This window comes from Gardnerella swidsinskii, from assembly GCF_003397705.1.
Lineage (GTDB): Bacteria > Actinomycetota > Actinomycetes > Actinomycetales > Bifidobacteriaceae > Bifidobacterium > Bifidobacterium swidsinskii.
Genome location: NZ_QJVB01000001.1, coordinates 271,557 through 295,046 on the forward strand (window position 1 = coordinate 271,557; position 23,490 = coordinate 295,046).

The 23,490-nt window shown below is 43.7% G+C and carries 20 protein-coding genes; 19 read left to right on the forward strand and 1 reads right to left on the reverse strand.

All coding sequences use genetic code 11. From position 1 onward, the window contains the following. Positions 1-66 precede the first annotated feature (66 nt). Positions 67-753 (reverse strand): DedA family protein, encoded by a 687-nt coding sequence (locus D0T18_RS01235; RefSeq protein ID WP_004109778.1) that lies wholly within the window; start codon positions 751-753, stop codon positions 67-69. A gap of 227 nt (positions 754-980) precedes the next feature. Here D0T18_RS01235 and D0T18_RS01240 point away from each other — a divergent pair, with 227 nt between their 5' ends. From D0T18_RS01240 to D0T18_RS01330, 19 genes are all read left to right on the forward strand, one after another. Then, complete coding sequence (locus D0T18_RS01240; RefSeq protein ID WP_004109776.1) at positions 981-1,724, forward strand: hypothetical protein; 744 nt, start codon at positions 981-983, stop codon at positions 1,722-1,724. 130 nt (positions 1,725-1,854) lie between these two features. Beyond that, positions 1,855-2,124, forward strand: a complete 270-nt coding sequence (gene rpsO, locus D0T18_RS01245; RefSeq protein WP_004109774.1) for a 30S ribosomal protein S15 — start codon at positions 1,855-1,857, stop codon at positions 2,122-2,124. Between the two features lie 345 nt (positions 2,125-2,469). After that, positions 2,470-5,250 (forward strand): polyribonucleotide nucleotidyltransferase, encoded by a 2,781-nt coding sequence (locus D0T18_RS01250; protein WP_116440333.1) that lies wholly within the window; start codon positions 2,470-2,472, stop codon positions 5,248-5,250. Positions 5,251-5,496: 246 nt separating this feature from the next. After that, complete coding sequence (locus D0T18_RS01255) at positions 5,497-6,360, forward strand: aldo/keto reductase (protein ID WP_076002605.1); 864 nt, start codon at positions 5,497-5,499, stop codon at positions 6,358-6,360. A 14-nt stretch (positions 6,361-6,374) separates the two neighbouring features. Continuing rightward, positions 6,375-7,340: a purine nucleoside phosphorylase YfiH/LACC1 family protein gene (locus D0T18_RS01260; protein ID WP_012913800.1), complete on the forward strand. Its 966-nt coding sequence runs from the start codon at positions 6,375-6,377 to the stop codon at positions 7,338-7,340. Between the two features lie 176 nt (positions 7,341-7,516). Further along, on the forward strand, positions 7,517-8,941 hold the full coding sequence (locus D0T18_RS01265; RefSeq protein WP_116440334.1) for a coiled-coil domain-containing protein: 1,425 nt from the start codon (positions 7,517-7,519) through the stop codon (positions 8,939-8,941). Positions 8,942-9,052: 111 nt separating this feature from the next. After that, entirely contained in the window at positions 9,053-10,387 is a 1,335-nt protein-coding gene (locus D0T18_RS01270; protein WP_004105599.1) for a C1 family peptidase, read from the forward strand. Positions 10,388-10,586: 199 nt separating this feature from the next. Then, positions 10,587-11,768: a 3-deoxy-7-phosphoheptulonate synthase gene (locus D0T18_RS01275; protein ID WP_004109763.1), complete on the forward strand. Its 1,182-nt coding sequence runs from the start codon at positions 10,587-10,589 to the stop codon at positions 11,766-11,768. 113 nt (positions 11,769-11,881) lie between these two features. After that, the gene (locus D0T18_RS01280; RefSeq protein WP_103013785.1) at positions 11,882-12,388 is read left to right on the forward strand and encodes a hypothetical protein; all 507 of its coding nucleotides are present in this window, start codon (positions 11,882-11,884) and stop codon (positions 12,386-12,388) included. Then, the gene (gene mtnN, locus D0T18_RS01285) at positions 12,381-13,106 is read left to right on the forward strand and encodes a 5'-methylthioadenosine/S-adenosylhomocysteine nucleosidase (RefSeq protein WP_004109761.1); all 726 of its coding nucleotides are present in this window, start codon (positions 12,381-12,383) and stop codon (positions 13,104-13,106) included. The genes D0T18_RS01280 and mtnN overlap by 8 nt, the downstream gene beginning before the upstream one ends. 206 nt (positions 13,107-13,312) lie before the next feature. Then, entirely contained in the window at positions 13,313-14,539 is a 1,227-nt protein-coding gene (gene pstS / locus D0T18_RS01290; protein WP_116440335.1) for a phosphate ABC transporter substrate-binding protein PstS, read from the forward strand. 106 nt (positions 14,540-14,645) lie between these two features. Further along, positions 14,646-15,593, forward strand: coding sequence for a phosphate ABC transporter permease subunit PstC (gene pstC / locus D0T18_RS01295; RefSeq protein WP_100066732.1), 948 nt, complete (start codon positions 14,646-14,648; stop codon positions 15,591-15,593). Continuing rightward, complete coding sequence (gene pstA, locus D0T18_RS01300; RefSeq protein WP_004109758.1) at positions 15,594-16,631, forward strand: phosphate ABC transporter permease PstA; 1,038 nt, start codon at positions 15,594-15,596, stop codon at positions 16,629-16,631. It abuts the gene before it with no gap. Between the two features lie 88 nt (positions 16,632-16,719). Then, positions 16,720-17,499 carry a phosphate ABC transporter ATP-binding protein PstB gene (gene pstB, locus D0T18_RS01305; protein ID WP_004109757.1) on the forward strand — a complete coding sequence of 260 codons (780 nt, stop codon included), beginning with the start codon at positions 16,720-16,722 and terminating at the stop codon, positions 17,497-17,499. 253 nt (positions 17,500-17,752) lie between these two features. Continuing rightward, positions 17,753-19,147, forward strand: coding sequence for an NCS2 family permease (locus D0T18_RS01310; RefSeq protein ID WP_076002611.1), 1,395 nt, complete (start codon positions 17,753-17,755; stop codon positions 19,145-19,147). A gap of 390 nt (positions 19,148-19,537) precedes the next feature. After that, positions 19,538-20,059: a 50S ribosomal protein L10 gene (gene rplJ / locus D0T18_RS01315; protein WP_004109752.1), complete on the forward strand. Its 522-nt coding sequence runs from the start codon at positions 19,538-19,540 to the stop codon at positions 20,057-20,059. Between the two features lie 97 nt (positions 20,060-20,156). Further along, complete coding sequence (rplL, locus tag D0T18_RS01320) at positions 20,157-20,537, forward strand: 50S ribosomal protein L7/L12 (protein ID WP_004105575.1); 381 nt, start codon at positions 20,157-20,159, stop codon at positions 20,535-20,537. Positions 20,538-20,747: 210 nt separating this feature from the next. After that, positions 20,748-22,004, forward strand: a complete 1,257-nt coding sequence (locus D0T18_RS01325; protein ID WP_076002612.1) for an ATP-binding protein — start codon at positions 20,748-20,750, stop codon at positions 22,002-22,004. A gap of 596 nt (positions 22,005-22,600) precedes the next feature. Further along, on the forward strand, positions 22,601-23,179 hold the full coding sequence (locus D0T18_RS01330) for a peptidase (RefSeq protein WP_116440336.1): 579 nt from the start codon (positions 22,601-22,603) through the stop codon (positions 23,177-23,179). The last annotated feature ends 311 nt before the right edge of the window (positions 23,180-23,490 follow it).

Consider the following 23,490-nt stretch of genomic DNA (forward strand, 5'->3'; position numbering starts at 1 on the left):
AGCTTGTATAAAAACAACATTTCTTGTAGTGCAGCGTGCTTGAGTGTCGTAAGTTAAAATACTAGTTTATTTGTTTTCTTTATTAAGTTTTGCTGCTTTCTTTGCTTTGTGCGCTTTGTATAAACCAATAAAAGTTGGCACAAGCGAGATAAGCAAAATTGCAACAATTACTAATTCAAAATTCTTCTGTACGAAATCAATCTTGCCGAAGAAATATCCAAGAAATGTGAAAAGCGACGACCAAACGAGACCGCCTAGTACAGAAAATGGTGTGAAGCGTATCCAACGCATTCCAGAAATTCCGGAGATGAACGGCATAAAAGTGCGTATGAATGGGAAGAATCTACCCAAGAATACTGCCAGCGGACCCCATTTATCAATCATTTTTTCGGTTTTTGCAACTCGTTCTGGAGTGAGCGCTTTTACTTTCCCGGATTCTACAATCTTTCGTCCGAAGAAATGACCAATAAAGTAATTGCACTGATCGCCAATAATTGGGGCTAGCCACACTACGGCAAGTAATAGTGGAAGTGGAAGCGCGCTATGACCTGTTTGAGCGTCAGGAGCTGCAAAAAACCCTGCTGCGAAAAGAAGTGAATCTCCTGGAAGGAATGGGAAGAATACTACGCCTGTTTCAATAAAAACAATGAGAAAAATAAGGCCTAATGCTGGAGCTGTGCCCATTGCAATCCAACTTGCAATAGCTGAGCGTGGATCCTTGAGTAGGTTAACAATAAAATGAATAAATCCCATAATGTCCTGTCATAAATTTTGCGTATTTAGTGACGCTTGTTAATTAAAAATCAAGCGAAACAACTGTTATTTTGAGCCTAGCAGTCGCCATAAACGGTTGACACTTTTTGTGCACACGCTATCAGTTAATTGCGTTATAACATACAATAATAGTTAGTAATGTAATGTTGCATGGTTAAAACTTGAGAAATTGCTTGGCAATTAAAGATTGGCAGGAGAAGTAACGTATGAAGTTAAATGATGAGCATGATGGTGAATATCCACAAAGTTTTGCTCCGCTAAAGCCTAGGAAACGTTCTGCTCGTGTAATCAATGCTAATGAAGTTTTAAAAAAGAATGATGATTCGAAAAGCAAAATTCCTGACGAATATGTAAACATTGGTTTGCCGGAAACAGACTTGTCGATTGCTGATTTTTCTCGTAAGCATTCTAATCCAAAGAATTGGTGGATTTATTTTGGCGTTCTGCTTGTCGCTATTGTTATTCCGTATTGGATTGGTCGCACTATGGCAGCTCGTCATACTTCGTGGGTTATTTCGCATTGCTCTGGATTATCTTCGCAAGGTGTTGTTTTTATTTCGTGGGTAATCACAGTGTCTGCTTTTACAAGTCTTGCTATGGCGTTGATTGACACTCATCGTTGGATTTGGCGGATAATGTTTGCTGTTTTTCTGGCTTTAGAACAACTTATTGCCGGATTATGCATGCTAAACATGAGCTTCTGGTATTCGACGTATGTGGTCTATGGTCATGCTTCAGGTTTAGCGAATGCGGCAAATCTTGGCATTATTTCTGCAGGTATTGGAGTAGCTGTATTTGCTGTCATTTTTGTTGGTTTGCTTGTCATTGTTCCTAAAACCTCGGCTTTGAATGTTCTTACGCGTAGTTGGGCGTCGTTCATAATGTTTTATGCAATTGAGGTTTTGGCAATTCTAGTTGTGTTATTTGGTGGCTTTATGACCGCAATGTAATATTTGGATTTTGCGAAAATAAGTTGTTTGCAAGTGGTTGTATGATAGAGACTTGGCGTGTAACGCCCGCGGATTGAGAGCGCTACAGCAGAAGGTTGTGGCACCGCGCAGTGATATTAAGGAGGACGCCGTGGCATTAACGGCTGAAGATAAGAAGAATATTATCAACGAATACGCGACGCACGAGGGTGACACGGGTTCCCCAGAAGTGCAGGTCGCTTTGCTTAGCAAGCGCATTGCTGACCTTACTGAGCACTTGAAGGAGCACAAGCACGATCATCATTCTCGTCGTGGCTTGTTGCTCATGGTTGGTGATCGTCGTCGTCTTCTCGATTACTTGAAGCGTGTTGACATCAACCGTTATCGTTCTTTGATTGAACGACTTGGCTTGCGTCGATAGTCTTGTAGCCCGGGCTTAGCTCGGGCTTTTGTATTCTTTGTGCTGTACGCAGGTACGTGTACGCATAAAAATTGTTCACATATTCACAGATTTGGGGTAAGTGTTGTGAACAATATTTAAAATTTATAACTAAAAAGAATTAACGAATAATTCAAAAAATAATTAAAGATTGATGTATAACTGAATACGGATGATTGAAGTAACCGAAACAAAAAACACTACGAAATATTGACGTAACGCAAGTGTTGCAAAGAGTGCAAATATTCGCATATAAGTAATAATGCGAAGTCGTCAATGTTATTACGCATGTTGGTTGATTAGGTAAGTTAAGAAAAGGAGGAACCCGTGGAGGGTCCCGAAATTAAGGCTGTAGAAGCCGTTATTGATAATGGTTCATTTGGTAAGCGTACGCTACGCTTTGAAACTGGTCGACTTGCTCAGCAAGCAGATGGTGCTGTTGCCGCATATTTGGATGACGATTCCATGATTTTGTCGACGACGACTGCAGGATCTAGTCCGAAGGAAAATTACGACTTCTTCCCATTAACTGTTGATGTGGAAGAAAAAATGTATGCTGCTGGAAAGATTCCAGGTTCGTTCTTCCGCCGTGAAGGTCGTCCTTCTAACGAAGCAACGTTGGCATGCCGTATTATTGATCGCCCGTTGCGTCCGTTGTTCCCACACACTTTACGTAACGAAGTGCAAGTTGTTGAAACAATTTTGGCAATTAATCCAGATGATGCTTACGATGTTATTGCTTTGAATGCGGCGTCTGCATCTACTATGATTTCTGGTTTGCCATTTGAGGGCCCAGTTTCTGGCGTTCGTTTGGCTTTGATTGATGGCCAGTGGGTTGCTTTCCCACGTTGGAGTGAGCGCGAGCGTGCAGTATTTGAGATTGTTGTGGCTGGTCGTGTGATTGAAAACGGCGATGTTGCTATTGCAATGATTGAGGCTGGTGCTGGTAAGAATGCTTGGAATTTGATTTACAATGATGGTCAAACCAAGCCAGATGAGCAAGTCGTAGCCGGAGGTTTGGAAGCTGCAAAGCCATTTATTAAGGTTATTTGCGATGCTCAAAATGAGTTGAAGCGTATTGCAGCTAAGGAAACTAAGGAATTCCAACTCTTCCCAGAATATACTGACGAACTTTATGCTCGTATTGACGAGATTGCTCATGCTGATTTGAATGAAGCTCTTTCTATTGCTGAAAAGCTTCCTCGTCAAGATCGCATCGCTGAAATTAAGGAAGGCGTGCGTGCTGCAATCGCTGAAGAATTCACTGATATGGACGAAGCCGAAAAGGAAAAGGAACTCGGCAATGCGTTTAAAGAATTGCAGCGTCAAATTGTTCGTCGTCGTATTTTGACTGAAGATTATCGTATTGATGGTCGTGGTTTGCGCGATATTCGTACGCTTTCTGCAGAAGTTGATGTTGTGCCTCGCGTACACGGTTCTGCACTTTTCCAGCGTGGTGAAACTCAGATTTTGGGTGTGACTACTTTGAATATGCTTAAGATGGAGCAGCAGGTTGATGCGCTTTCTGGTCCACAGACTAAGCGTTATATGCACAATTACGAAATGCCTCCATACTCCACTGGTGAAACTGGTCGCGTTGGTTCTCCAAAGCGTCGTGAAATTGGTCACGGTGCTTTAGCTGAGAAGGCTTTGGTTCCAGTTTTGCCAGGTCGCGAAGAGTTCCCATACGCTATTCGTCAGGTGTCTGAAGCTATTGGTTCTAACGGTTCTACTTCTATGGGTTCCGTTTGTGCTTCTACGCTTTCTTTGCTTGCTGCTGGCGTGCCTTTGAAGGCTCCAGTTGCTGGTATTGCTATGGGCTTAGTTTCTGGTGATGTTGATGGAAAGCATATCTTCAAGACTTTGACTGATATTCTCGGTGCAGAAGATGCATTTGGTGATATGGACTTCAAGGTTGCTGGTACTTCTGAATTCATCACTGCTTTGCAGCTCGATACGAAGCTTGATGGTATTCCAGCTGATATTTTAGCTGCCGCTTTGCAGCAGGCACATGAAGCTCGTGCAACGATTCTTGAAGTTATTAACGAATGCATTGATTGCCCAGCTGAGATGAGTCCATTCGCTCCACGCATTATTACAACCACAATTCCTGTAGACAAGATTGGTGAGGTAATTGGGCCTAAGGGCAAGATGATTAACCAAATTCAGGAAGAAACTGGTGCTGAAATCGCTATTGAAGATGACGGTACTGTTTACATTTCTTCTGAAGGCGGAGAAGCTGCTGAGAAAGCTAAGGGAATCATCGATTCTATTGCAAATCCTCGTGTGCCAAAAGCTGGTGAAACTTTCACAGGCAAGGTTGTTAAGACCACAAGCTTTGGAGCTTTTGTGAATTTGACTCCTGGAACTGACGGTTTGCTTCACATTTCACAGATTCGCAATTTAGCAAATGGTGAGCGCATTGACACTGTTGAAGATGTGCTGAAGGAAGGCGATAATGTTGAAGTTATCGTACAAAGCGTAGATGAGCGTGGCAAAATTTCTTTGGCTATTCCAGGTTTTGAAGATCAAGAATCTTCTGCTCCAGCAGCGCGTGAAAATCGTTCCCGCAGTTCTCGCGACGATCGCGATTCTCGTGACTCTCGTGGCGATTACCGTCGTTCTCGCCGTGACGATCGCGATAATCATGACCGTGCGGATCGTGCAGATCGCGATGAGCGTCCTCGTCGCCGCATGCGCGATGACCGTGACGATCGAGATCGCATGGATCGAAATGACCGATACATGGATCGCGATAACCGTTATGATGACCGCAACACTCGTCGAGACGACCGTCGTGCAGATCGTGCAGATCGCGATAACCGTTACAGCGATAACGATTTTGATGAGCGTCCTCGTCGCCGCGTGCGCGATGACCGTGACGATCGTTACGAAAATCGCGATGACCGTGACGATCGTGCAGATCGTGACGACCGTGAAGATCGCTCAAATCGTCGAGATTCAGAAAATCGTCGCGTATCTGATAGAAAGCCGCGTTATGCAGCTGATGACGATCACTATGACGAGTATCGTTCGGCTCGCGAAGAGCGCGCAGAGCGTCCTCGTCGCCGCGTGCGTCGCGATTTTGATCCATTTGAGGAAGATTAATTGCGCAAATAGTATTAAAGCAAAATTATTGCTAGATACTAAATAAAAATAAATATTCGTAGAAGTGCCTTCAAGCTGCGTTTGCGTTTGGAGGCATTTCTTTTAGATAGCTATTTAAATGTTTTATGCAATCTGTGCAATAAAATAAAATATAAAAAGTAGTAAAATATTGTGACCGCGTAAAGTAGCGTAATGCAATAATAAATACTCACGAAAAATATAAAACTTACAAAATAGGGGTGAAATATGGTTATGCATCGCGCATTAGGTTCGTTTGATACAACCGCTATTGGTTTTGGCGAAATGCCATTGACAATAGAAAACAATCTTGGTCACGATATGGGAATTGAAACAATTCACGCAGCTCTTGATGCAGGTTGTACGCATATTGACACAGCTTGGGCATATTACTGCTCTGGTGGTGAAGAACAAACTGGCGAAAAGCTTGTTCGTGAGGCTTTAGAAAGCTGGAAAGGCGACAAATCTTCTATTTTGGTTGCTACTAAAGTCGGTCACTTCCGTAACTTTACTGACGGGCGACCAACGTGGGGTAAGGATGGTAAGCCAGAGCATTTGATTGCGCATGCCAAAGAGTCTGCAATGGCTCTAGGCGTTGACACTATTGACTTGCTTTACTTCCACAGGCCAGATCCAGAAGTTCCATACAATGAGTCTATTGAAGCAATGCAAGAGTTGCTTGATGAAGGTGTGGCTCGAGAAATCGGTATTTCTAACGCTTCTGTGGAGCAAATCGATATTGCGCGCAACATTTTAGGAGAAAAGCTAGTAGCAGTACAAAATCAATATTCTCCAGTTCATTTAGAGAATGAAGATACGTTGCAATATTGCGAAAAGCTTGGAATTGCTTTTGTTTGCTGGAGTCCATTAGGTGGATTCCGTCATCCTTATGACGAGCATCTTTTCGATCCATTCCGCAAAGTTGCTGAAGATCATAACGTAAGTTATCAGCAAGTAGTTTTGGCTTGGGAGCTCGCTAAAGGCGATCACATATTTGTCATTCCTGGAGCTCACAGACCAGCTACAATTTTAGATAGTTTGAAAGCTTCCGATTTGCAATTAAGCAATGAAGAATTGGCTTATTTAGGCTGAAAGAAAACAATAAAATGCAAGAAACAAGCGTAACTGGTATGCCATTGCCTCACGAAGATGAGGACGGTACGCCAATTCCTGTAACCATTCCAGTGCCGTTAGGGTCTCGCACTCATGCAGTTTTTACTACTAGACTGGGTGGAATTTCTGAAGGTTCATTTGCTTCACTTAATTTAGGCGGACGCGCAGGAGATAGTGAGGAGGCTGTAGCAAGCAATCGCGCAGCTTTACAGAAAGCTTTGCAAGCAGACTTGTCGCTTGTTGCTCAAGTTCATAGCAGAGAAGTATTTGACGCAGATAGTGTAGTAGATTCATGGAATACTTCTTACGGCTTTGATGCAACAGGTTTTGCAGATTCGCAATTGAGAATTGAGGCGGATGCGCAAGTTTCAACTGCGTGCTCGCTTGCTTTAGGAATGTTTGCGGCAGATTGTTTGCCAGTTTTACTTGCGGACGACGAAGCTGGAGTAATCGCTGCAGCGCATTGTGGGCGAAAAGGATTGATGGCTGGCGTACTCGATGCTGTCATCGAAGCAATGTGCGAAAAGGGAGCTGAGCGTTCTCGTATAGAAGCAGTGCTCGGTCCGTGTATTTGTGGAGATTGCTACGAAGTTGGTGAGAGTATTGCGCGCGATTTTGAAAAACGTTATCCGCAAACTGTAACAAAAACGCGTTTCGGTGGAATTGGTATTGATATTGCTGAAGCTGCACGCATTGATTTAGCGATCGCAGGAGTTGCGAATATTGTTGACGCTTTGCCAAGAGTTACTGCAGCTACGCAATATTTGCAGGAAGATGAGGAATTGCGCACGATTTGCGAAGTAGATGGGGAAGGCGAGTCTTTGCCGGAACGTTTGCAAAATTTGCAAAACCCAATGTGCACTTTGGAAAATCCGCTATGGTATTCTCATCGACGTGCTAGTTTAGCTGGAAAATCGCATGAAGGTAGACTTCTTGCTTTAGTAATTCGCGACAAATAATCGCATATGCTATATAAACATTACTGTATTTGAGCTAGGTAGTAAGTGCAGTTGTGTGAGCTTAGCAAAAACGTGCGCAACACACGAGTGTTTTTTGCTTGTAAGTGATAGCGTTGATTCTGATGGTGTAGCACAGCGTTTTGTGCAGCTGTGTGGGGGCTTGTGAAAGGAATATTATGGTGGCTGATTTATTCCCAACCGCGTTGCGTGGGTACGATAAAGACAAGGTAAATGAAGCATTTGCAAACTATGAGCGTACTATTTCTCGTCTGCGTGAACAAGTGCGTTCAAGCGATGAATCAATTTTGCAATTACAAGCGCAATTGCAAGAAGAAAAAAATAATGTAAAACGTGCAAAAAGCGGAAATACTTTTGCATCCTTAGGTGCAAATGCGCAACAATTGCTGGCATCTGCAGAGCAGACTAGTTCTCAATTGCTTGAGCGCGCTAAGCAAGATGCTGCATCAATTAAAAAGAATGCACAAGCACAAGCTGGAACTTTGCTGAACAATGCAAAACTGGATGCTGCACATTTAATGCAAGAAGCACAAACTAAAGCAGACACAATGCTTTCCAATGCCACGCAAAAGTCGACACAACTTATGCAAGCTGCACAAGAAGATTCTGCACGTTTGCGCGATACTACTGCTAAAGATGTGCAAGCTCAAAAAGACGCTGCAGAATTAGCTTTACAAAACACTCAAGAAGAACATACGAAGCGCATGGCTTCTGAGCGCGCTCAGCAAGAAAGCAGCATTTCGCAACTTAAGTCGGAAGCTGCGCAAAAAATTGCTGAGCAGCGTGCGGCTGCAAACGAAGAGATTGCACGTGCTAAAGCTGAAACAAACGATCAGATTGAATCTGCTCTTGCAGAAGCAAATAAAAAGCTTGCTGATATGCGCGAACACGCTTCGAAGATGATGGCTGACGCACAGCGCAAAGCTGGCGAAATTGCGGATGCTGCTGCTGCTAAAGCTCAAGAAATTGCAGATGATGCTCAAGTTGAACGCACACGTACGTTAAGCCAAGTTAGTGCAGAAGTTGAGCAGATTCGAGCAGATATTGCTGCTCAACAGGAGGAAGCTACAAAGAAAGTCAATGCCTTGCTTTCTGGTTTGAAAGAGAAAGAAAGAGCAGCTCAGGAAGAAGCAGATGCTTTGGTTGATCGCGCAAAAACTGTTCATCAAGAAGCTGACGAATATGCAGCGCAAACGCATCAGGCTGCGGATAGTCAGGCTGCTGATATTGTGCGCAAAGCTATGCAGGAGGCAACTGCTCAGGTTGAAGAGCGTAGAGCTGCAGCGCAGCAAGAGCTTGATGGCATGACGACTCGATTAACCCAATTGCAGCATCGTGAGGCAACTATTACGCAGCGCGTTACGGAATTGCGTTCGCTGTTTGCGAATGCTTTCTCTGGATTTGATTTTGGGGATGCTCAACAAAACCAACAAGTTGCGCAAGCTTCTGACGATAATGAGGATTCGTCGGATGTTCAATCTTCTGCAGATGCGAAGCAGGCTCAGCGAGATGTTCAAGCTGCGTTGGCTGAATCTGAAGAAGCTAACGAGTCTCAAGAAGACCAAGACACAGATAATCAATAAAGAAAATATTGTAAAATTTGTAGATTGGCTTAAACATCGTACGCTAGAATGTGCTGGTATTTGAATAAATATTTGAAATAAATATTGATAATTAACAGGAAAGGTAGCATTGTGACTGAAATCACTGCTCTAACTGATGAAAAATTACAAGGTTTGCGTGAGGATTTTGACGCAAATCCTTTAAACCGTTTAGCTATGAATGGTGTGACTGCTGCTGGTATTGATAAAGTCGCGCGTAATTATGATCGTGCGCGCTTATTGCAGCGTCGTTTTTCTACCATTGTTGATAACGGAGATGCAACACATCAGGATCGTTCTGGCCGTTGCTGGCTGTTTAGTTCGTTGAACGTGGCTCGTTTCATTGCGAAGAAATCCCTTGGATTGAAGGAATTTGAGTTTTCTCAAAACTACGCAATGTACTACGACAAGCTTGAGCGAATTAACTACTTCTTGAAGGATGTTGCTGCTTTGGTGCGTGCAGGTGAGCCTTCAGATTCTCGTTTGATTCAGCATTTGTTGCATGACGTTATGGGCGATGGCGGTCAGTGGACCATGGCTATGAATGTTTACAAGAAGTATGGTGCTGTTCCTAAGGATTTGTTCCCAGAAACTGCTTCTTCTAAGAATACTGGTGCTATGAATACGCAGTTGCGTGCGCTTTTGCATACTGCTGTTGCTCATATGTATGCGAATGCCACTGAAATTGATGAGATTATTGCGGATGCTACTGCTGCAGGTCACAGGATTTTGACAATTCACTTGGGTGAGCCACCTAAGAGCTTCGATTGGGAGTGGACTGATAGCGACGGCAAGTTCCATCGCGATGGTGAGATTACGCCAGTTGAGTTCTGGAAGAAGTATGTGAATGCTGGTCTTGAGGATTATGTGTGCTTGGTTGACGATCCTCGCGCTGAACATCCTAAGGGCAAGAAGATTGCTATTGAGCACTTGGGTAATGTTGCTGGCGGAGACGCAACCGAGTATTTGAACGTGCCAAACCAGTTTATGAAGGATTGCGTGCGTAAGATTTTGGTTGAGAAGGGCATTCCAGTGTGGTTTGGTGCCGATTGCCATCCTATGATGGATCGCGAGAATGGCGCTTGGGCTACTGATTTGTTCGAGTATGGTCGCGTTTATGGCGTTGATTTTGATTTGGATAAGGAAGCGCGTGTGCGTTTTGCTGATTCTGCAATGAATCACGCTATGGCTTTTGCTGGTGTGGATGTTGCTGATGATGGTACGACTACTCGTCGTTGGCGCGTAGAGAACTCTTGGGGCACTGATATTGCAGATAAGGGTTACTTTACGATGAGTGACGATTGGTTCACTGAGTACGTGTATGAAGTTGCAGTGCCGAAGAATCTGCTTCCGGAAGAATATCGCAAAGCCCTAGAAGAACCAGCAATCGTATTACCGGCGTGGGATCCAATGGGCGCATTAGCATAGCTTGAAATCATTAGGATTTCAAGCTATGCTAATGCGCCGAGCTTGCTCAAAGTTGAAAGCACGGTGTGCTTTCAACGCAAGCTCGGCGGTGTACGCATCTTTATTTCAAGATGCGTACACCGACCCCACCAAGTTAGGTTGATTCTCTCCTCGCACCCACCGATCACACCAAGCACAGTTTTTATAGGATGGTGAACAAATGGCTTCTACAGCTGAGCAGCGTACTTCTCGCGCGGTAAAGAAGGAAGTTGAGGAGGGGCGTAACCCTCTTAATTCTGCGAAGTTTCAGCGCTGGGAAGACCAGGTTGGTGTGGATCGCATAATAAACCGCCGCGTGCTTGAGCTGGAGCCTTTGCCAACTCCTGCTCAGGTGCTTGGTGAGTTACCATTGTCGCCGTATGCGCAGGATATTGTTGCGCAGTCGCGCGATGAGATTCGTAGCTGTTTGAATGGCGAAGATGATCGCTTGTTGGTTATTGTTGGCCCATGTTCTGTGCATGATCCTAAGGCTGCTCTTGATTACGCGAGTCGTTTAGCTAAGTTGCGTTCGGAGCTTGAAGATGAGCTTCTTATTGTTATGCGCGTGTATTTTGAAAAGCCGCGCACAGCTCTTGGCTGGAAGGGTTTGATTAACGACCCGGATATTGACGGAACGCATGATATTCATAAGGGTTTGTTGCTTGCGCGTAAGACTTTGCTCGGCGTGTTGGATGCTGGTTTGGCTGCTGCTACTGAATTTTTGGAGCCGACCAGCCCTCAGTTTATTGCGGATGCTGTGAGCTGGGGTGCGATTGGTGCGCGTAATACTGAGTCTCAGATTCATCGTCAGCTTGCTAGTGGTCTTTCTATGCCGGTTGGTTTTAAGAATGCTACGGATGGTTCTGTTTCTGCGGCTGTAAATGGCTGCTTAGCTGCGAGCCAACATCATACGTTCTTTGGTATTGATCATCTTGGTCGCGCTTGTGCTGTGCAGACTCTTGGCAACCCTGATTGTCACGTGGTTTTGCGCGGATCTAGTAAGGGGCCGAATTATGATGCTGCGTCGGTTGCTTCTGCTGTGGCTTCAATTCGTTTGCGTTTGGGCACTGGTTGTATGGCTTCGCACGGCGTGGTTGTGGATTGCTCGCATGGTAATTCTGGCAAGGATGAGCGTCGCCAGATTGAGGTTGTGCGTGAGATTGCGGATCGTTTGGCTGCGGGTGAGCAGGGCATTAAGGGCGTGATGATGGAGAGCTTCTTACAGGGTGGTAATCAGGATCCTGCTCCTCTTAGCGAACTTGAATATGGGAAGTCTATTACGGATCGTTGTATTTCTTGGGAAGATACTGCCAATTTGCTAAGAATTTTAGATAAATCTGTAGCAACTCGCCGTAGAGCTTAGAGCTTAGAGATTGTAGTAAGATAATCTCAATTAATTTCTACTTGGCTTATGTTCCTTACTGTATTTGCCGCCTATTTTTGCATTATATTTTGCGTACAAGGGAGTGTGTTGAAATGTATAACGAAGACTTGAATAAAGCGAATAATGGGAATAATGCGAATAAAGGTTTTATGTGTAAAGCACTACCGGTGGTGCGTTATATATTGTTAGCTTTGATTGCAACTGGTGTTATTTTGTTGGCTTTTGCATGGTATCGTGGCACGCATAGTGCTGGTTATACGCTTGTTACGTTTTCTGCATTGTGGTTTAGCGTTTTTATGCCGTTTGTAACTGGAATTGCTTTGCTTGTTTTTGCTAACGGATGGCGTCGCATTGTTGGCACTTTAGTTTGTGTATTGCTTATAGCTGGATTTTTCGCTTTTCTTGCTCTGCAGAATCAAATTATTGCGTTTTTCAATGTTCCTGTTGTGAATCCTTGGTTTGATTTTACGTGCGAAGCATTGCTGAAGATTGCGACTTTAACTTTTGTTATTATGACTTTAGTATGTGTGTTTTTGGTTAATTGTAATGACAAATACATAAGTAGCGAAATAAAAAAGGATGATTCTGCTCATGTCTAATATTGAAAAACTTACAGAAGCTGATATTACTAAAGTCGCTGTTGTTGGCGCTTTAGAGGAAGAAGTTGCGCATATTGCTAGCGCGCTTGAAAACGTGACTCACGATAAGTCTGCAAGTCTTGATGTATCTTGCGGCACTCTTGACTCGGCGAATGGCAGTAAAATCGAAGTCGCGGCTACTGTTGGCGGAATGGGTCTGGTAAATGCTGCTGCAACTGTGCAATATCTTATTGACGCATACAATCCTCAAGCCGTAATTTTTTCTGGTATTGCAGGAAATCTTAATAAAAATTTGCATACGAACGATGTTGTTCTTGGAAAAACTGTAAAATATCTCGATACCGATATGCGCTTAATCGGTCAATGGAAGCCGTTTGCAAGCGAGTTTCATTCGGATGATTATCTTCTTAAAGTAGCTAGCAAAGTGCTTACCGATATGAAAATCACGCATATTGCTGGCACTATTGCATCTGGCGGATATTTTGTTGATTCGCCAGAAAAAGTAGCGGAGGTAATTGCAGCTACTCAAGCGGATGCTGTGGAAATGGAAGGCGCAGCAGTCTTGCATGTGGCTGCTCGTAACGACGTTCCTGCACTTGTTGTGCGCGCAATGAGCGATAATGCGGATACAAAATACGAGGATTTTCACACTTTTGATATTTCCGAGTATGCGGACACTGCTGCAAAAATTACGGTAAATATTCTTCGCAATTTGTAGCATTTCGACACGCTGATGTGGTCGCCGACCTTCATTTTGCTTAAGTCGCGTTAAATATAGCGCCAAATACCGCCATTTTTGGTACCCACTTTATTTTTGCCGGTGAGGTTTTACCCACCTGTTTACGATGGTTGCGTTAATAAAAAAAGATAGGGATTAATTAAGAAAATGCGCCCAATTCGCAATACGGCTATAGGAACGCGAAAATGTGGTGGGGTGCAAGGCAATTCTTCGCGAAAGGAAAGAAGAATATGCGTAACGATATGAATAAGTCAAATATGAATAAATTTAATACGACTAAAAGCGCACTTAAGTTCCGCAGTATTGCTGCGGCGGCGCTAACTTTCGGCTTGTGTGCAACCTGCTCTGCTTGCGGAGACAATGTTCCTGCTGATAATTCCAATGCGTCAGGTTCGCAAAACACTAAGATCTCCGGCAATTTCCAAGGCTCGGGTGCTTCTTCCCAGCAGGTTGCAATGGAAGCGTGGATTGCAGGATTCCAATCTAAAAATCCGGGTGCAAAAATTGCTTACAATCCTACTGGTTCTGGTGCTGGCGTTACCACTTTTATGACTGGTGCCACGGCTTGGGCTGGTTCAGACAAAGCGTTGAGTAACGACGAAGTTGAAAAGTCTAAGTCGATTTGTGCTCATGGAACTACGGCTTTCGATGTGCCCGTGTATGTTTCACCAATTGCGATTATTTTCAACCTTAAAGGTGTTTCGGATGCTGGCAAGCATATTAATTTGGACGCTTCGACGATTGCTAAAATTTTCGACGGAAAAATTACGCGCTGGAATGATGACGATATCAAGAAGCAGAATCCTAAGCTAAAGCTTCCAGACACCCCGATTACTGTTGTTCACCGCTCCGATAAGTCCGGTACAACGCAGAATTTCTTAAGCTATGTGAAAGACGCTGCTCCGGACGATTGGAAATATGATCTTTCTGAAAACTGGCCAAATAGTGTCGGTCAAGGTGCAAAGGGCACTTCGGGCGTTGTATCTACTATTCGCATGGCAAATGGTGCGATTGGTTACGCTGATTTTTCACAGGTCGGTAAGCTCGGTACTGTTGCAGTGAAGGTGGGGGATACTTACAATGAGATTTCTCCGGAAGCTGCTTCGCAAACTTTAGCTGATTCTGAAATTGACGCAGACGCTTCTGCAAAATATCCTAATCGTGTTGTTATGAAAATTAATCACAATACGCAATCTAAGGGTGCTTATCCAATTGTGTTAGTTTCTTACGATATTGCTTGCCCGGTTTATAAAGATGCTGGAACTGCTCGATTTGTGAAGTCTTGGCTTAGCTACGTAACTAGCGCGGAAGGGCAGAATGCTGCTTCTTCTGCTGCTGGAACGGCTCCACTTCCACAAAATTTGGTAAGCAAAATTAACGCATCGATTAAGTCTGTTAAAACAGGAAAGTAAAAACTTTACAAACTGATATTATGAACGTATCGGTTATAAAGGAGAATGATTGAGTTCTACGAAAAATGCGAAAGCAGTTGCGAATAGTGCAAACGAAACTGCTCAAATTTCTGAGAGCAATAGCAAAAATTATGTTGGCACTCATCTTGCAGACCGTCTTTTTAAAGGCGTGGCTGCAGGCTGTGGCATGCTAATTTTGCTTGTTCTTACAGCAGTTGCAGTATTTCTGCTGTTTCGTGCTTTGCCGTTATTAAGTGGAAATCACAATCAAGTAAGTCATGTGTTTGCTGATTTTACTGGTGGTAAAGCGCATGATTTTATAAGCTATGTGGCTCCGCTTATTTTTGGCACAGTGCTTATGTCTGCGCTCGCGCTGCTGTTCGCATTTTTTGTGGCAATTGGTATTGCTCTGTTTATTTCGTATTATGCGCCTAAAAAAATTGTTCCGCTTTTGAGTGGAGTAATTGATTTGCTTGCTGCGATTCCGTCCGTAATCTATGGTTTGTGGGGCGGATTGGTTTTGGTTCCAGCTATGTATCCTTTCTGGGATTGGGTTTCTAAACTTTTTGGCTGGATTCCGCTATTTTCTGGTCCGGCGGCTAATCCTTCTCGTTCTGCTGCTACGGTTGCATTAGTTTTGGCTGTGATGATTTTGCCGATTATTACTTCTATGGCTCGCGATATTTTCCAGCAGGCTCCTCGCTTGCAGCAGGAAGGTGCGCTTGCGCTCGGCGCTACGAAGTGGGAGATGATTAAGTTAGCTGTTTTGCCGTTTGCAAAGTCTGGTATTGTGTCGGCTTCTATGCTTGGGCTGGGCCGTGCTTTGGGTGAAACGATGGCAGTTTTGATGATTTTGTCTCCTGGATTTACTTTTGGTATCAATATTTTCAAGGCTTCTCAAAATCAAACTATTGCCGCAAATATTGCAGCGCAGTATCCGGAAGCGAACGGACTTGGCGTAAGTGCGCTTATTGCAACCGGCTTAGTTTTGTTCGTTATTTCTTTTGCAGTCAACTTTATTGCTCGCAAAATTACCGGAAAGGCGGGCGCATAAATGGAGCATCAAATTAATAAATCTAACGAAGGTGCTGAAGTCTTCGCAGAAAATTGCGTAGAAAATCGCGCAGAAAATTCTGCGGCTCCGGTTATTGACTTCAACAAATTCCGCCCAACTCGCTCACACATAGCTGCGCGCAAACGTAAAGACATGCTTATGCGCGTGCTGATTTTCTTGTCTTTTGTTGTGGCACTTATTCCGCTTATTTCTTTGCTTTTAACAACCATTATCAATGGTATTAAGCGTTTAAATTTTGATTTTCTCACTCATAACATGACTTACGTTGTGGGCGGAAATGCTACTGGAACTGGCGGTTACGGCGGAATTTTGCACGCGATTATTGGAACTCTTGAAATAACGCTAGGAGCTATGGTTATTTCAATTCCGATTGGTTTAATGTGTGCTGTTTATTTGGTTGAGTATGCTCGCGGAAACAAAATTTCGCGCATAATTAATCTGCTTGTTGACGTTATGAGTGGTATTCCGTCTATTGTTGCTGGATTGTTTGCATTTTCTATGTTTGCTCTTCTTGCTGGTCCTGGCACAATCAATGGTTTTGAAGGATCTGTGGCTCTTTCACTTCTTATGATTCCAACAGTTGTGAAGTCTTCTCAAGAAATGCTAAAAATCGTGCCTAACGATTTGCGCGAGGCGTCTCTTGCTTTGGGAGTTACTCAGCAGCGCACAATTACAAAAATCGTTTTGCGCACTGCTCTTCCGGGAATTGTGTCTGGCTGTATTCTTGCGGTTGCGCGCGTTATTGGCGAAACTGCGCCACTTCTTATGGCTTCAGGCTTTATTGCTTCCACGAATCTCAATTTATTTGATGGGCAAATGACGACTTTGCCGGTGTACGTTTACCAAGAATATTCCAAACTTTCTGCGAATTGTCCAGCTAATGCGCCGGCTTCTTGTGTAACGTCAATTCCGATGGAGCGCTCGTGGGCTGCAGCTTTAACGCTTATTGTGTTGGTGTTGTTGCTAAATATTTTGGGGCGAGTTGTGGCTCGAGTGTTTTCTGTAAAGACGAAATAAAGCGAAGTAAATCTTAAATAAAGTGAGTTAAAGCAAAGCAAAATAAAACAAAGCAAAGCGAATTAAATTTTTAGAAAGTGAGCATAAAATGGGTCAGCGAATTGATGTGAAGCACTTAAATATTTACTATGGTGATTTTCTTGCTGTAGAAGATGTAAATATTAATATTGAGCCAAATAAAGTGACGGCTTTTATCGGACCTTCCGGATGCGGAAAATCAACAGTTTTGCGCACTTTAGACCGCATGCACGAAATCACTCCTGGCGCGCGAGTAGAAGGTCAAGTGCTTCTTGAAGGCCGCGATTTATACGGTAAAGACGTGGATCCTGTGGCTGTCCGCCGCGATGTTGGCATGGTTTTCCAGCGTCCAAATCCTTTCCCAACAATGTCTATTCGAGAAAACGTGCTCGCTGGAGTTCGTTTGAATAATCGCAAAATTGCTAAGAGTGATGCTGACGATTTAGTTGAGTGGGCTTTACGAGGCGCGAACTTGTGGAATGAAGTTAAGGATCGCTTAGATAAGCCGGGTATTGGTCTTTCTGGCGGTCAGCAGCAGCGACTTTGCATTGCTAGGGCTGTGGCTGTGCATCCGCAAGTTTTACTTATGGATGAGCCTTGCTCAGCTCTTGACCCTATTTCTACATTGGCTGTAGAAGATTTGATTAATGAGCTTAAGCGTGACTACACGATTGTGATTGTGACTCACAACATGCAGCAGGCTGCGCGTGTTGCGGATTACACGGCATTCTTTAATTTGAAAGCTGTAGGTCAGCCGGGGCATTTGGAATACTTTGCAGACACAACTACTATGTTCAACAATCCGCGCAACGCTGAAGCTGAGCGTTATATTTCCGGTCGTTTTGGCTGAGTTGTTATATACTTCTTTGATTTCGGTGTATTTCCTTGGTCAGCACGTGCGCGTAAGGTCAGAGCTGTTCGGTTGTTCAAAGGTTTCGCAATTTTCATAATTTTATGTGAGATTTTGTGATGCCTTCGTTCATTCGACGAGTCGCAGTAACCTCTGCGTGAATGCCCAAATGTAATTGCGTACGCGATTGCTCAAGTGCTTTCGCCGCGCTTTTCTGGTCTTTTGCGCTTGTAAACCAAGGAACAGAGAGTATATGGAAAAGTTCTTCCATCTCAAAGAAAACGGCACGAATGTATCAACGGAGATCACTGCAGGTCTCACTACATTCTTCGCAATGTCGTATATTATCGTCGTAAATCCAATGATTTTAAGCCAAACTGGCATGCCTAAAGGTGGCGTTTTCCTCGCTACAATCATCGCAGCAATCATTGGTACCCTTGTTATGGGCTTGTTTGCTAACGTACCTTACGCACAGGCTGCTGGCATGGGTCTTAACGCATTCTTTACTTACACAGTTTGCTTCGGCCTGCATTTTACTTGGCAAGAGGCCATGTGCATGGTGTTCTTGTGCGGTTTAATTAACATTATTATTACCGTTACTAAAATTCGTAAAATGATTATTCGTGCCATCCCGACTTCGCTTCAACAAGCAATCGGCGGTGGCATTGGTTTATTTGTGGCCTATGTGGGCATGATGAGTGTTGGCTTGATTACTTTTACTTCCAAGGATCCTGCCGCCGCTGCAAAGAGTAAACCAACTGCTGCTATTCCAGGTCTTGCTGTTATGAATAACCCTGTGCTTTGGTTATTCCTTATTGGACTTCTTTTTGCTATTGTTCTTACAGTTCTTAAAGTTCGCGCAAGCTTGCTTATTACAATTATTGCAACTTCTTTAATTGGTATTCCTTTGGGATTGACTTCTTTGAACAATGCAGTGTCTGTTACTGATGCTTTTGCTCAGCTTCCAACTACTTTCGGTGCTATTTTTAGCGATAAGGGTTTTGCATCTTTGTTTGCTGATCCTGCTCGTTTGCCGCTTGTGTTGGTAACTATTTTCGCATTCTCAATGTCGGATACTTTTGACACTCTCGGCACCTTTATTGGTACTGGCCGTCGTACAGGTATCTTCTCTGAGACTGACGAAAAGGCTCTTGAAAACGGCTCCGGATTTAGCTCCAAGATGGATCGCGCATTGTTTGCTGATTCTATTGCTACTTCTGTTGGCGCAATTTGCGGTACTTCTAACACCACTACTTATGTAGAATCTGCTGCTGGTATTGGTGCCGGTGGTCGCACTGGTTTGACTTCCGTAGTTGTGTCTATTTGCTTCGCGCTTTCTATTGTTCTTGCGCCTTTTGCTTCTGCAGTTCCTGCTGCAGCAACTGCAGGTGTGCTTGTTGTTGTTGGTTGCATGATGGCAAGCTCCTTGAAGGAAATTGCTTGGGACGATATTTCCGAAGCAATTCCTGCATTCTTTGCTGCCGTATTCATGGCGTTCTCTTACTCCATTTCTTACGGCATCGCTGCAGGCTTCATCATGTACTGCTTAGTTATGACTTGCAAGAAGCGTGCTAAGGAAGTTCATCCAATGCTTTGGATTGTTTCCTTGCTGTTCTTGCTTGATTTCGTTGCTAATGCTGTGCTGTAAATGTGCATTTAATGTAAGGGTGCATTTTGCAAGTAGTGAACTTGTGAAACATAAAATATAAAAGTAAAAATTAAAAAATTCGAGGGTATGTAAATTACATGCCCTCTTTTTTATTTCTATAGTATTTCTCTTGACATTGTCCTAACGGCGTATTAAACTTGCCCAACGTAAACCACAGACCGTTGGCGGAATTAAAAATTCCTGAAATTGATGTGTCAGGCCAGCACAGGTTGAGCGATGATTTATAGCGAATTTCGTTATGAGTCGAAAATTTAAGCACATTTTAGTGTTTCTTATGTTGCTCTGCCAGTGCGCAGGGCTTTTTTATTGCCCTGTTTAATTACGCTTGATGCATTTCTTTCACCTACGGCCAATTTAGGAAGGAACGCCATGAAGAGGCCCGAAAAGGAAGCGGTAGTTGCCGAGCTTACGAAACTTTTCCGTAATGCAGACGCTATCTACCTCACCGAGTACCGCGGGCTTACCGTTCCGCAGATTTCTACTCTGCGCGAAAAGCTAGGCCGCGATACTTCCTACTCTGTGGCTAAGAACACGCTTGCTCGTATTGCTGCTAAGGAAGCGGGCATTGAAGGTCTCGACGAGCTTCTCGCCGGTCCAACTGCAGTCACCTTCGTTAAGGGTGATTTCATTGAGGCTGCTAAGACCTTGCGTGATTTTGCCAAAGAGAATAAAGCCCTCGTCATTAAGGGCGGTTTCGCAGATGGAACCGTTTACGATGCCGAAGGTGCAAAGCAGCTCGCCGACTTGAAGTCGCGCCCACAGTTGCTTTCCGAAATGGCCGGCGCGCTCAAGGGCACCATGTCCAAGGCCGCTTACCTGTTCAACGCATTGCCAACCAAGGCAGTTCGTACAATCGACGCTTTGCGCGAGAAGCAGGAAAAGGCCGCTTGATTCCCTTGCAGCTTGCTGCATGAGACCAACCAAATGTAAAAATGTTATGGTCGTAAGGCATAAGGTATGCCCGGCCAAGTAAGAAAGGAAGCCAATTATGGCTAAGCTCACTAACGAAGAGCTTCTTGAAGCTTTCGGTGAAATGACCCTCGTTGAGCTCTCTGAGTTCGTCAAGGCATTCGAAGATAAGTTTGATGTCGAAGCTGCTGCTCCTGTAGCCGCTGTTGCCGCTGCTCCAGCTGCTGCTGGTGCTGCTGAGGAAGAGAAGGACGAGTTTGACGTCGTTCTCACCGCTGCTGGCGATAAGAAGATTGCAGTCATCAAGGCTGTGCGTGCTTTGACCAGCCTTGGCTTGGCTGAAGCTAAGGCTCTCGTGGACGGCGCTCCAAAGGCTGTTCTCGAGAAGGCTAAGAAGGAAGACGCTGAGAAGGCTAAGGCTGCCCTCGAAGAGGCTGGCGCTTCCGTTGAACTTAAGTAGTTCTAACTTTTTGTTGCTTTGCGCGTAACGCAGTTTTATGCGTGCGTGTATAGTGAAAATTAGGCGGTAGGATTATTCCTGCCGCCTTTTTTTGTTGCACCTTTGCTGCTAGAGAAAAATATGTACAAATTGTAGTTTTTGTACATTCAATGTACAAAAAATCATACATTCAATGTACAAAAACTACGTTTTTCGTGTATAGTTATTTTTATGAGCGCGTATTTTCCTAGACCAATTGCTGATGCTATTCTTCAAGCAAAAAGAAAAGTTGTAATTCTCGAAGGAGCAAGAGCGGTTGGCAAAACTATGATGTCAAAGCGTCAGCTTGTGACTAAAGGTTTCTCATACGTAAGTCTTGCGGATGAAAATACGTTTGCGCTTGCCTCAACAGATTTATATGGTTGGCTCAAAAATCTTAGTACTCCAGTTGTTATTGACGAAGCGCAAAGACTCCCAGATATGCCACTTGCAATAAAGGAAATAGTTGATAATTCAACGGCGAATAGTCTTCAGTATGTTTTAACAGGTAGTGCACTTATAAATCGCAATGGATTAGATGGTCAAGATCCTCTTGCTAGGCGCGCTCAACACTTTACAATAAATCCTTTTACTCAGTGCGAAATCACTCAAAATGGTGGGAATATTGTAGATAGTCTTATAGAAAGTAATCCAAATCTTAAATATGAAAAAGAAATAAGCAGAGAAGAAACATATAAGATGATGGCTGCTGGCGGATTCCCAGAATATCAGCAATTATATGATTCTTACGAAGATTGGGAACGCGAAAAGCTTGTGTCAAACGATATTCTTGCAGTATTGGGAGATACTATTCTTCCCGGAGAACGATTAGACAGAAGTATTGCTGTTAGCATACTTAATAAGTTGTTGTGCGCTCCTGGTGGGATTCTTAACACGAGTTCAATAGGTCAAGATCTTGCATTAGACAGGCGAACAATTGAGCGTTATATTAGCGTATTCTTACGCAGGTTTTTAATAAATGCTCTTCCGAATATAAAAACTGCTCCGAATCGTCAAACTTTTGCTAGAGCAAAAATACACCCGGTTGATACGTCTTTAAGTGTTCAAACAATGATTAGTAAGGGTCATAATCCTTTGGAAGATCCAGTTATGTATGGGAATTTGCTTGAAAGTTTTGTTGTAAATCAGATTATGCCTGCTGTGCAATGGTCGAAAACACATCCGGATTGTTTCTATTGGCGCGAAACTGGTAGCAGTCCTAAAGAAGTTGATTTTGTGCTAAGTTTTCGTGGGAATCTGATTGGTGTTGAAGTAAAAAGCTCTAGCATGGTAAATCGTAACGATTTTAAGGGTCTCACGACTCTTGCGCAAAAGACTGAATTTAAGCGCGGATATGTTGTTTATTTGGGTCAAAAAATTATGCAGTGGGCGGATAATTTGTGGGCAATACCGTTAAGCGCACTATGGGATCGTGAAGCGTTTGAGTAACGATTTCGAAGCTTCATTTTGTTAAGTTGACGATTTTAGCTTAACTTTTCAAAACCCAATTTGAGTATGTTGGATAGCCTAGTATGTAGGCGCACTGCGCGCGATAATCCGACCAAAATTTTACGGTGTTGTAAAGGAACTGCCGTTTTTTGTCGGTTTTACGATCTTTTCTCTACGCGCGTGTAAAGTTTCTGCCGCGTGCGACACGCGAGAAGCAGGTTGTTGGCGTGTCGCACAAGAGTGGCTATATTGCAACGGTTTTGCGGCTGGTTGGGGGAGTATTCAAGAGTTTCCTGAGAGTTTTCTGGGAAAAATCTTTAAAAACCTTGAAATTGACATTTTTACGAAAAATAATGCGTAATACTGTATTTTTTACTTTTAAAAATAGTTTGACTGAAATATTTTCATAAAAATATGAATGTTTTTTATTAATGAGTTGTGTGTCTGCTCTTGACTTTTTCGAACGGGGGGGGGGTATGTTAATAGCAAACGTCGGTCAATCCTAGTTTGACAGGCGTGTGTGGCTCCGGTTGGGGTTACACAGCAAATTTTTCTTCGTGTACCTAGCATGAAGGAGAAGAAGAAAGGAAAATATTATGTTGAATAAGAAGGCTATCGCCGCATTCGCTGCTGGCGCAACTTTGCTTTCCGGTCTCGCTTTCGCGGCTCCAGCTTTCGCTGAGGGTACCGGTGATCAGACTACTCCAAAGGCTGATCAGACTACTCCAAAGACTGATCAGGGTAAGAAGGCTGATCAGGGTAAGAAGGCTGATCAGGGTAAGAAGGATGATCAGAGTAAGAAGGATGATAATTGGCTCTATGAGACTGAGGACTCTCAAGCTCTTGCTGATCGTTTGAATGCTGAGAAGGCTGCTAAGATTGCGGCTGACGAGAAAGATAAGTATGAGCATACTCCATTTGGCAATATGGACACGGATTACAAGAAGTGTGTGAAGCTTTACGGTAAGGATTCTCTCGAGTGCAAGGCTGTCGCTGACTACCTCAAGCGTCATGGTCAGAAGGTTGATGACAAGGCTAACGACAAGAAGGATGACAAGAAGTCTGATAAGAAGGCTGCTCCATTGGCTAAGACCGGTGCTGCTGTAGCTTTGGCTGCTGTTGCTGCTTCTGTGCTTGCTGGTATGGGTGCTGCTCTTCGCAAGATCCGTCACTAAGCTGAAATCTGATTCAGTGATGAATCATTTGGGCTTTAGCTTATTGGTTGATCGTTGAGTCGGTTTTTCTGTGAATTACTTAGTCTAGTGTGCTGAAAGGTGCGCTAGACTAAGTGCTTTTGTAAAAAATTTTGTGCTCTGCACGCTGTGTAGATCTTTTAGTTTTATACAGCAATTAATTGGTTTGCGTTTGCTTGTTGATATGGTTTGCCAAATTTCCTTTTTTACTATTGATTCAGGCTTCGTTAACCGATTAATGCTGAGCACTTTGCGTTGTTGCTTTCCGCTAGGGACGGTTGGTAATATCGCAA

What these genes read in the sequence shown, in the direction of transcription:
- D0T18_RS01235 (WP_004109778.1), bottom strand. Translation starts at nt 753, where the DNA reads ATGGGATTTATTCATTTTATTGTTAACCTACTCAAGGATCCACGCTCA.
- D0T18_RS01240 (WP_004109776.1), top strand. Translation starts at nt 981, where the DNA reads ATGAAGTTAAATGATGAGCATGATGGTGAATATCCACAAAGTTTTGCT.
- D0T18_RS01255 (WP_076002605.1), top strand. Translation starts at nt 5,497, where the DNA reads ATGGTTATGCATCGCGCATTAGGTTCGTTTGATACAACCGCTATTGGT.
- D0T18_RS01260 (WP_012913800.1), top strand. Translation starts at nt 6,375, where the DNA reads ATGCAAGAAACAAGCGTAACTGGTATGCCATTGCCTCACGAAGATGAG.
- D0T18_RS01265 (WP_116440334.1), top strand. Translation starts at nt 7,517, where the DNA reads ATGGTGGCTGATTTATTCCCAACCGCGTTGCGTGGGTACGATAAAGAC.
- D0T18_RS01275 (WP_004109763.1), top strand. Translation starts at nt 10,587, where the DNA reads ATGGCTTCTACAGCTGAGCAGCGTACTTCTCGCGCGGTAAAGAAGGAA.
- D0T18_RS01280 (WP_103013785.1), top strand. Translation starts at nt 11,882, where the DNA reads ATGTATAACGAAGACTTGAATAAAGCGAATAATGGGAATAATGCGAAT.
- mtnN (WP_004109761.1), top strand. Translation starts at nt 12,381, where the DNA reads ATGTCTAATATTGAAAAACTTACAGAAGCTGATATTACTAAAGTCGCT.
- pstS (WP_116440335.1), top strand. Translation starts at nt 13,313, where the DNA reads ATGTGGTGGGGTGCAAGGCAATTCTTCGCGAAAGGAAAGAAGAATATG.
- pstA (WP_004109758.1), top strand. Translation starts at nt 15,594, where the DNA reads ATGGAGCATCAAATTAATAAATCTAACGAAGGTGCTGAAGTCTTCGCA.
- pstB (WP_004109757.1), top strand. Translation starts at nt 16,720, where the DNA reads ATGGGTCAGCGAATTGATGTGAAGCACTTAAATATTTACTATGGTGAT.
- D0T18_RS01310 (WP_076002611.1), top strand. Translation starts at nt 17,753, where the DNA reads ATGGAAAAGTTCTTCCATCTCAAAGAAAACGGCACGAATGTATCAACG.
- rplJ (WP_004109752.1), top strand. Translation starts at nt 19,538, where the DNA reads ATGAAGAGGCCCGAAAAGGAAGCGGTAGTTGCCGAGCTTACGAAACTT.
- rplL (WP_004105575.1), top strand. Translation starts at nt 20,157, where the DNA reads ATGGCTAAGCTCACTAACGAAGAGCTTCTTGAAGCTTTCGGTGAAATG.
- D0T18_RS01325 (WP_076002612.1), top strand. Translation starts at nt 20,748, where the DNA reads ATGAGCGCGTATTTTCCTAGACCAATTGCTGATGCTATTCTTCAAGCA.
- D0T18_RS01330 (WP_116440336.1), top strand. Translation starts at nt 22,601, where the DNA reads ATGTTGAATAAGAAGGCTATCGCCGCATTCGCTGCTGGCGCAACTTTG.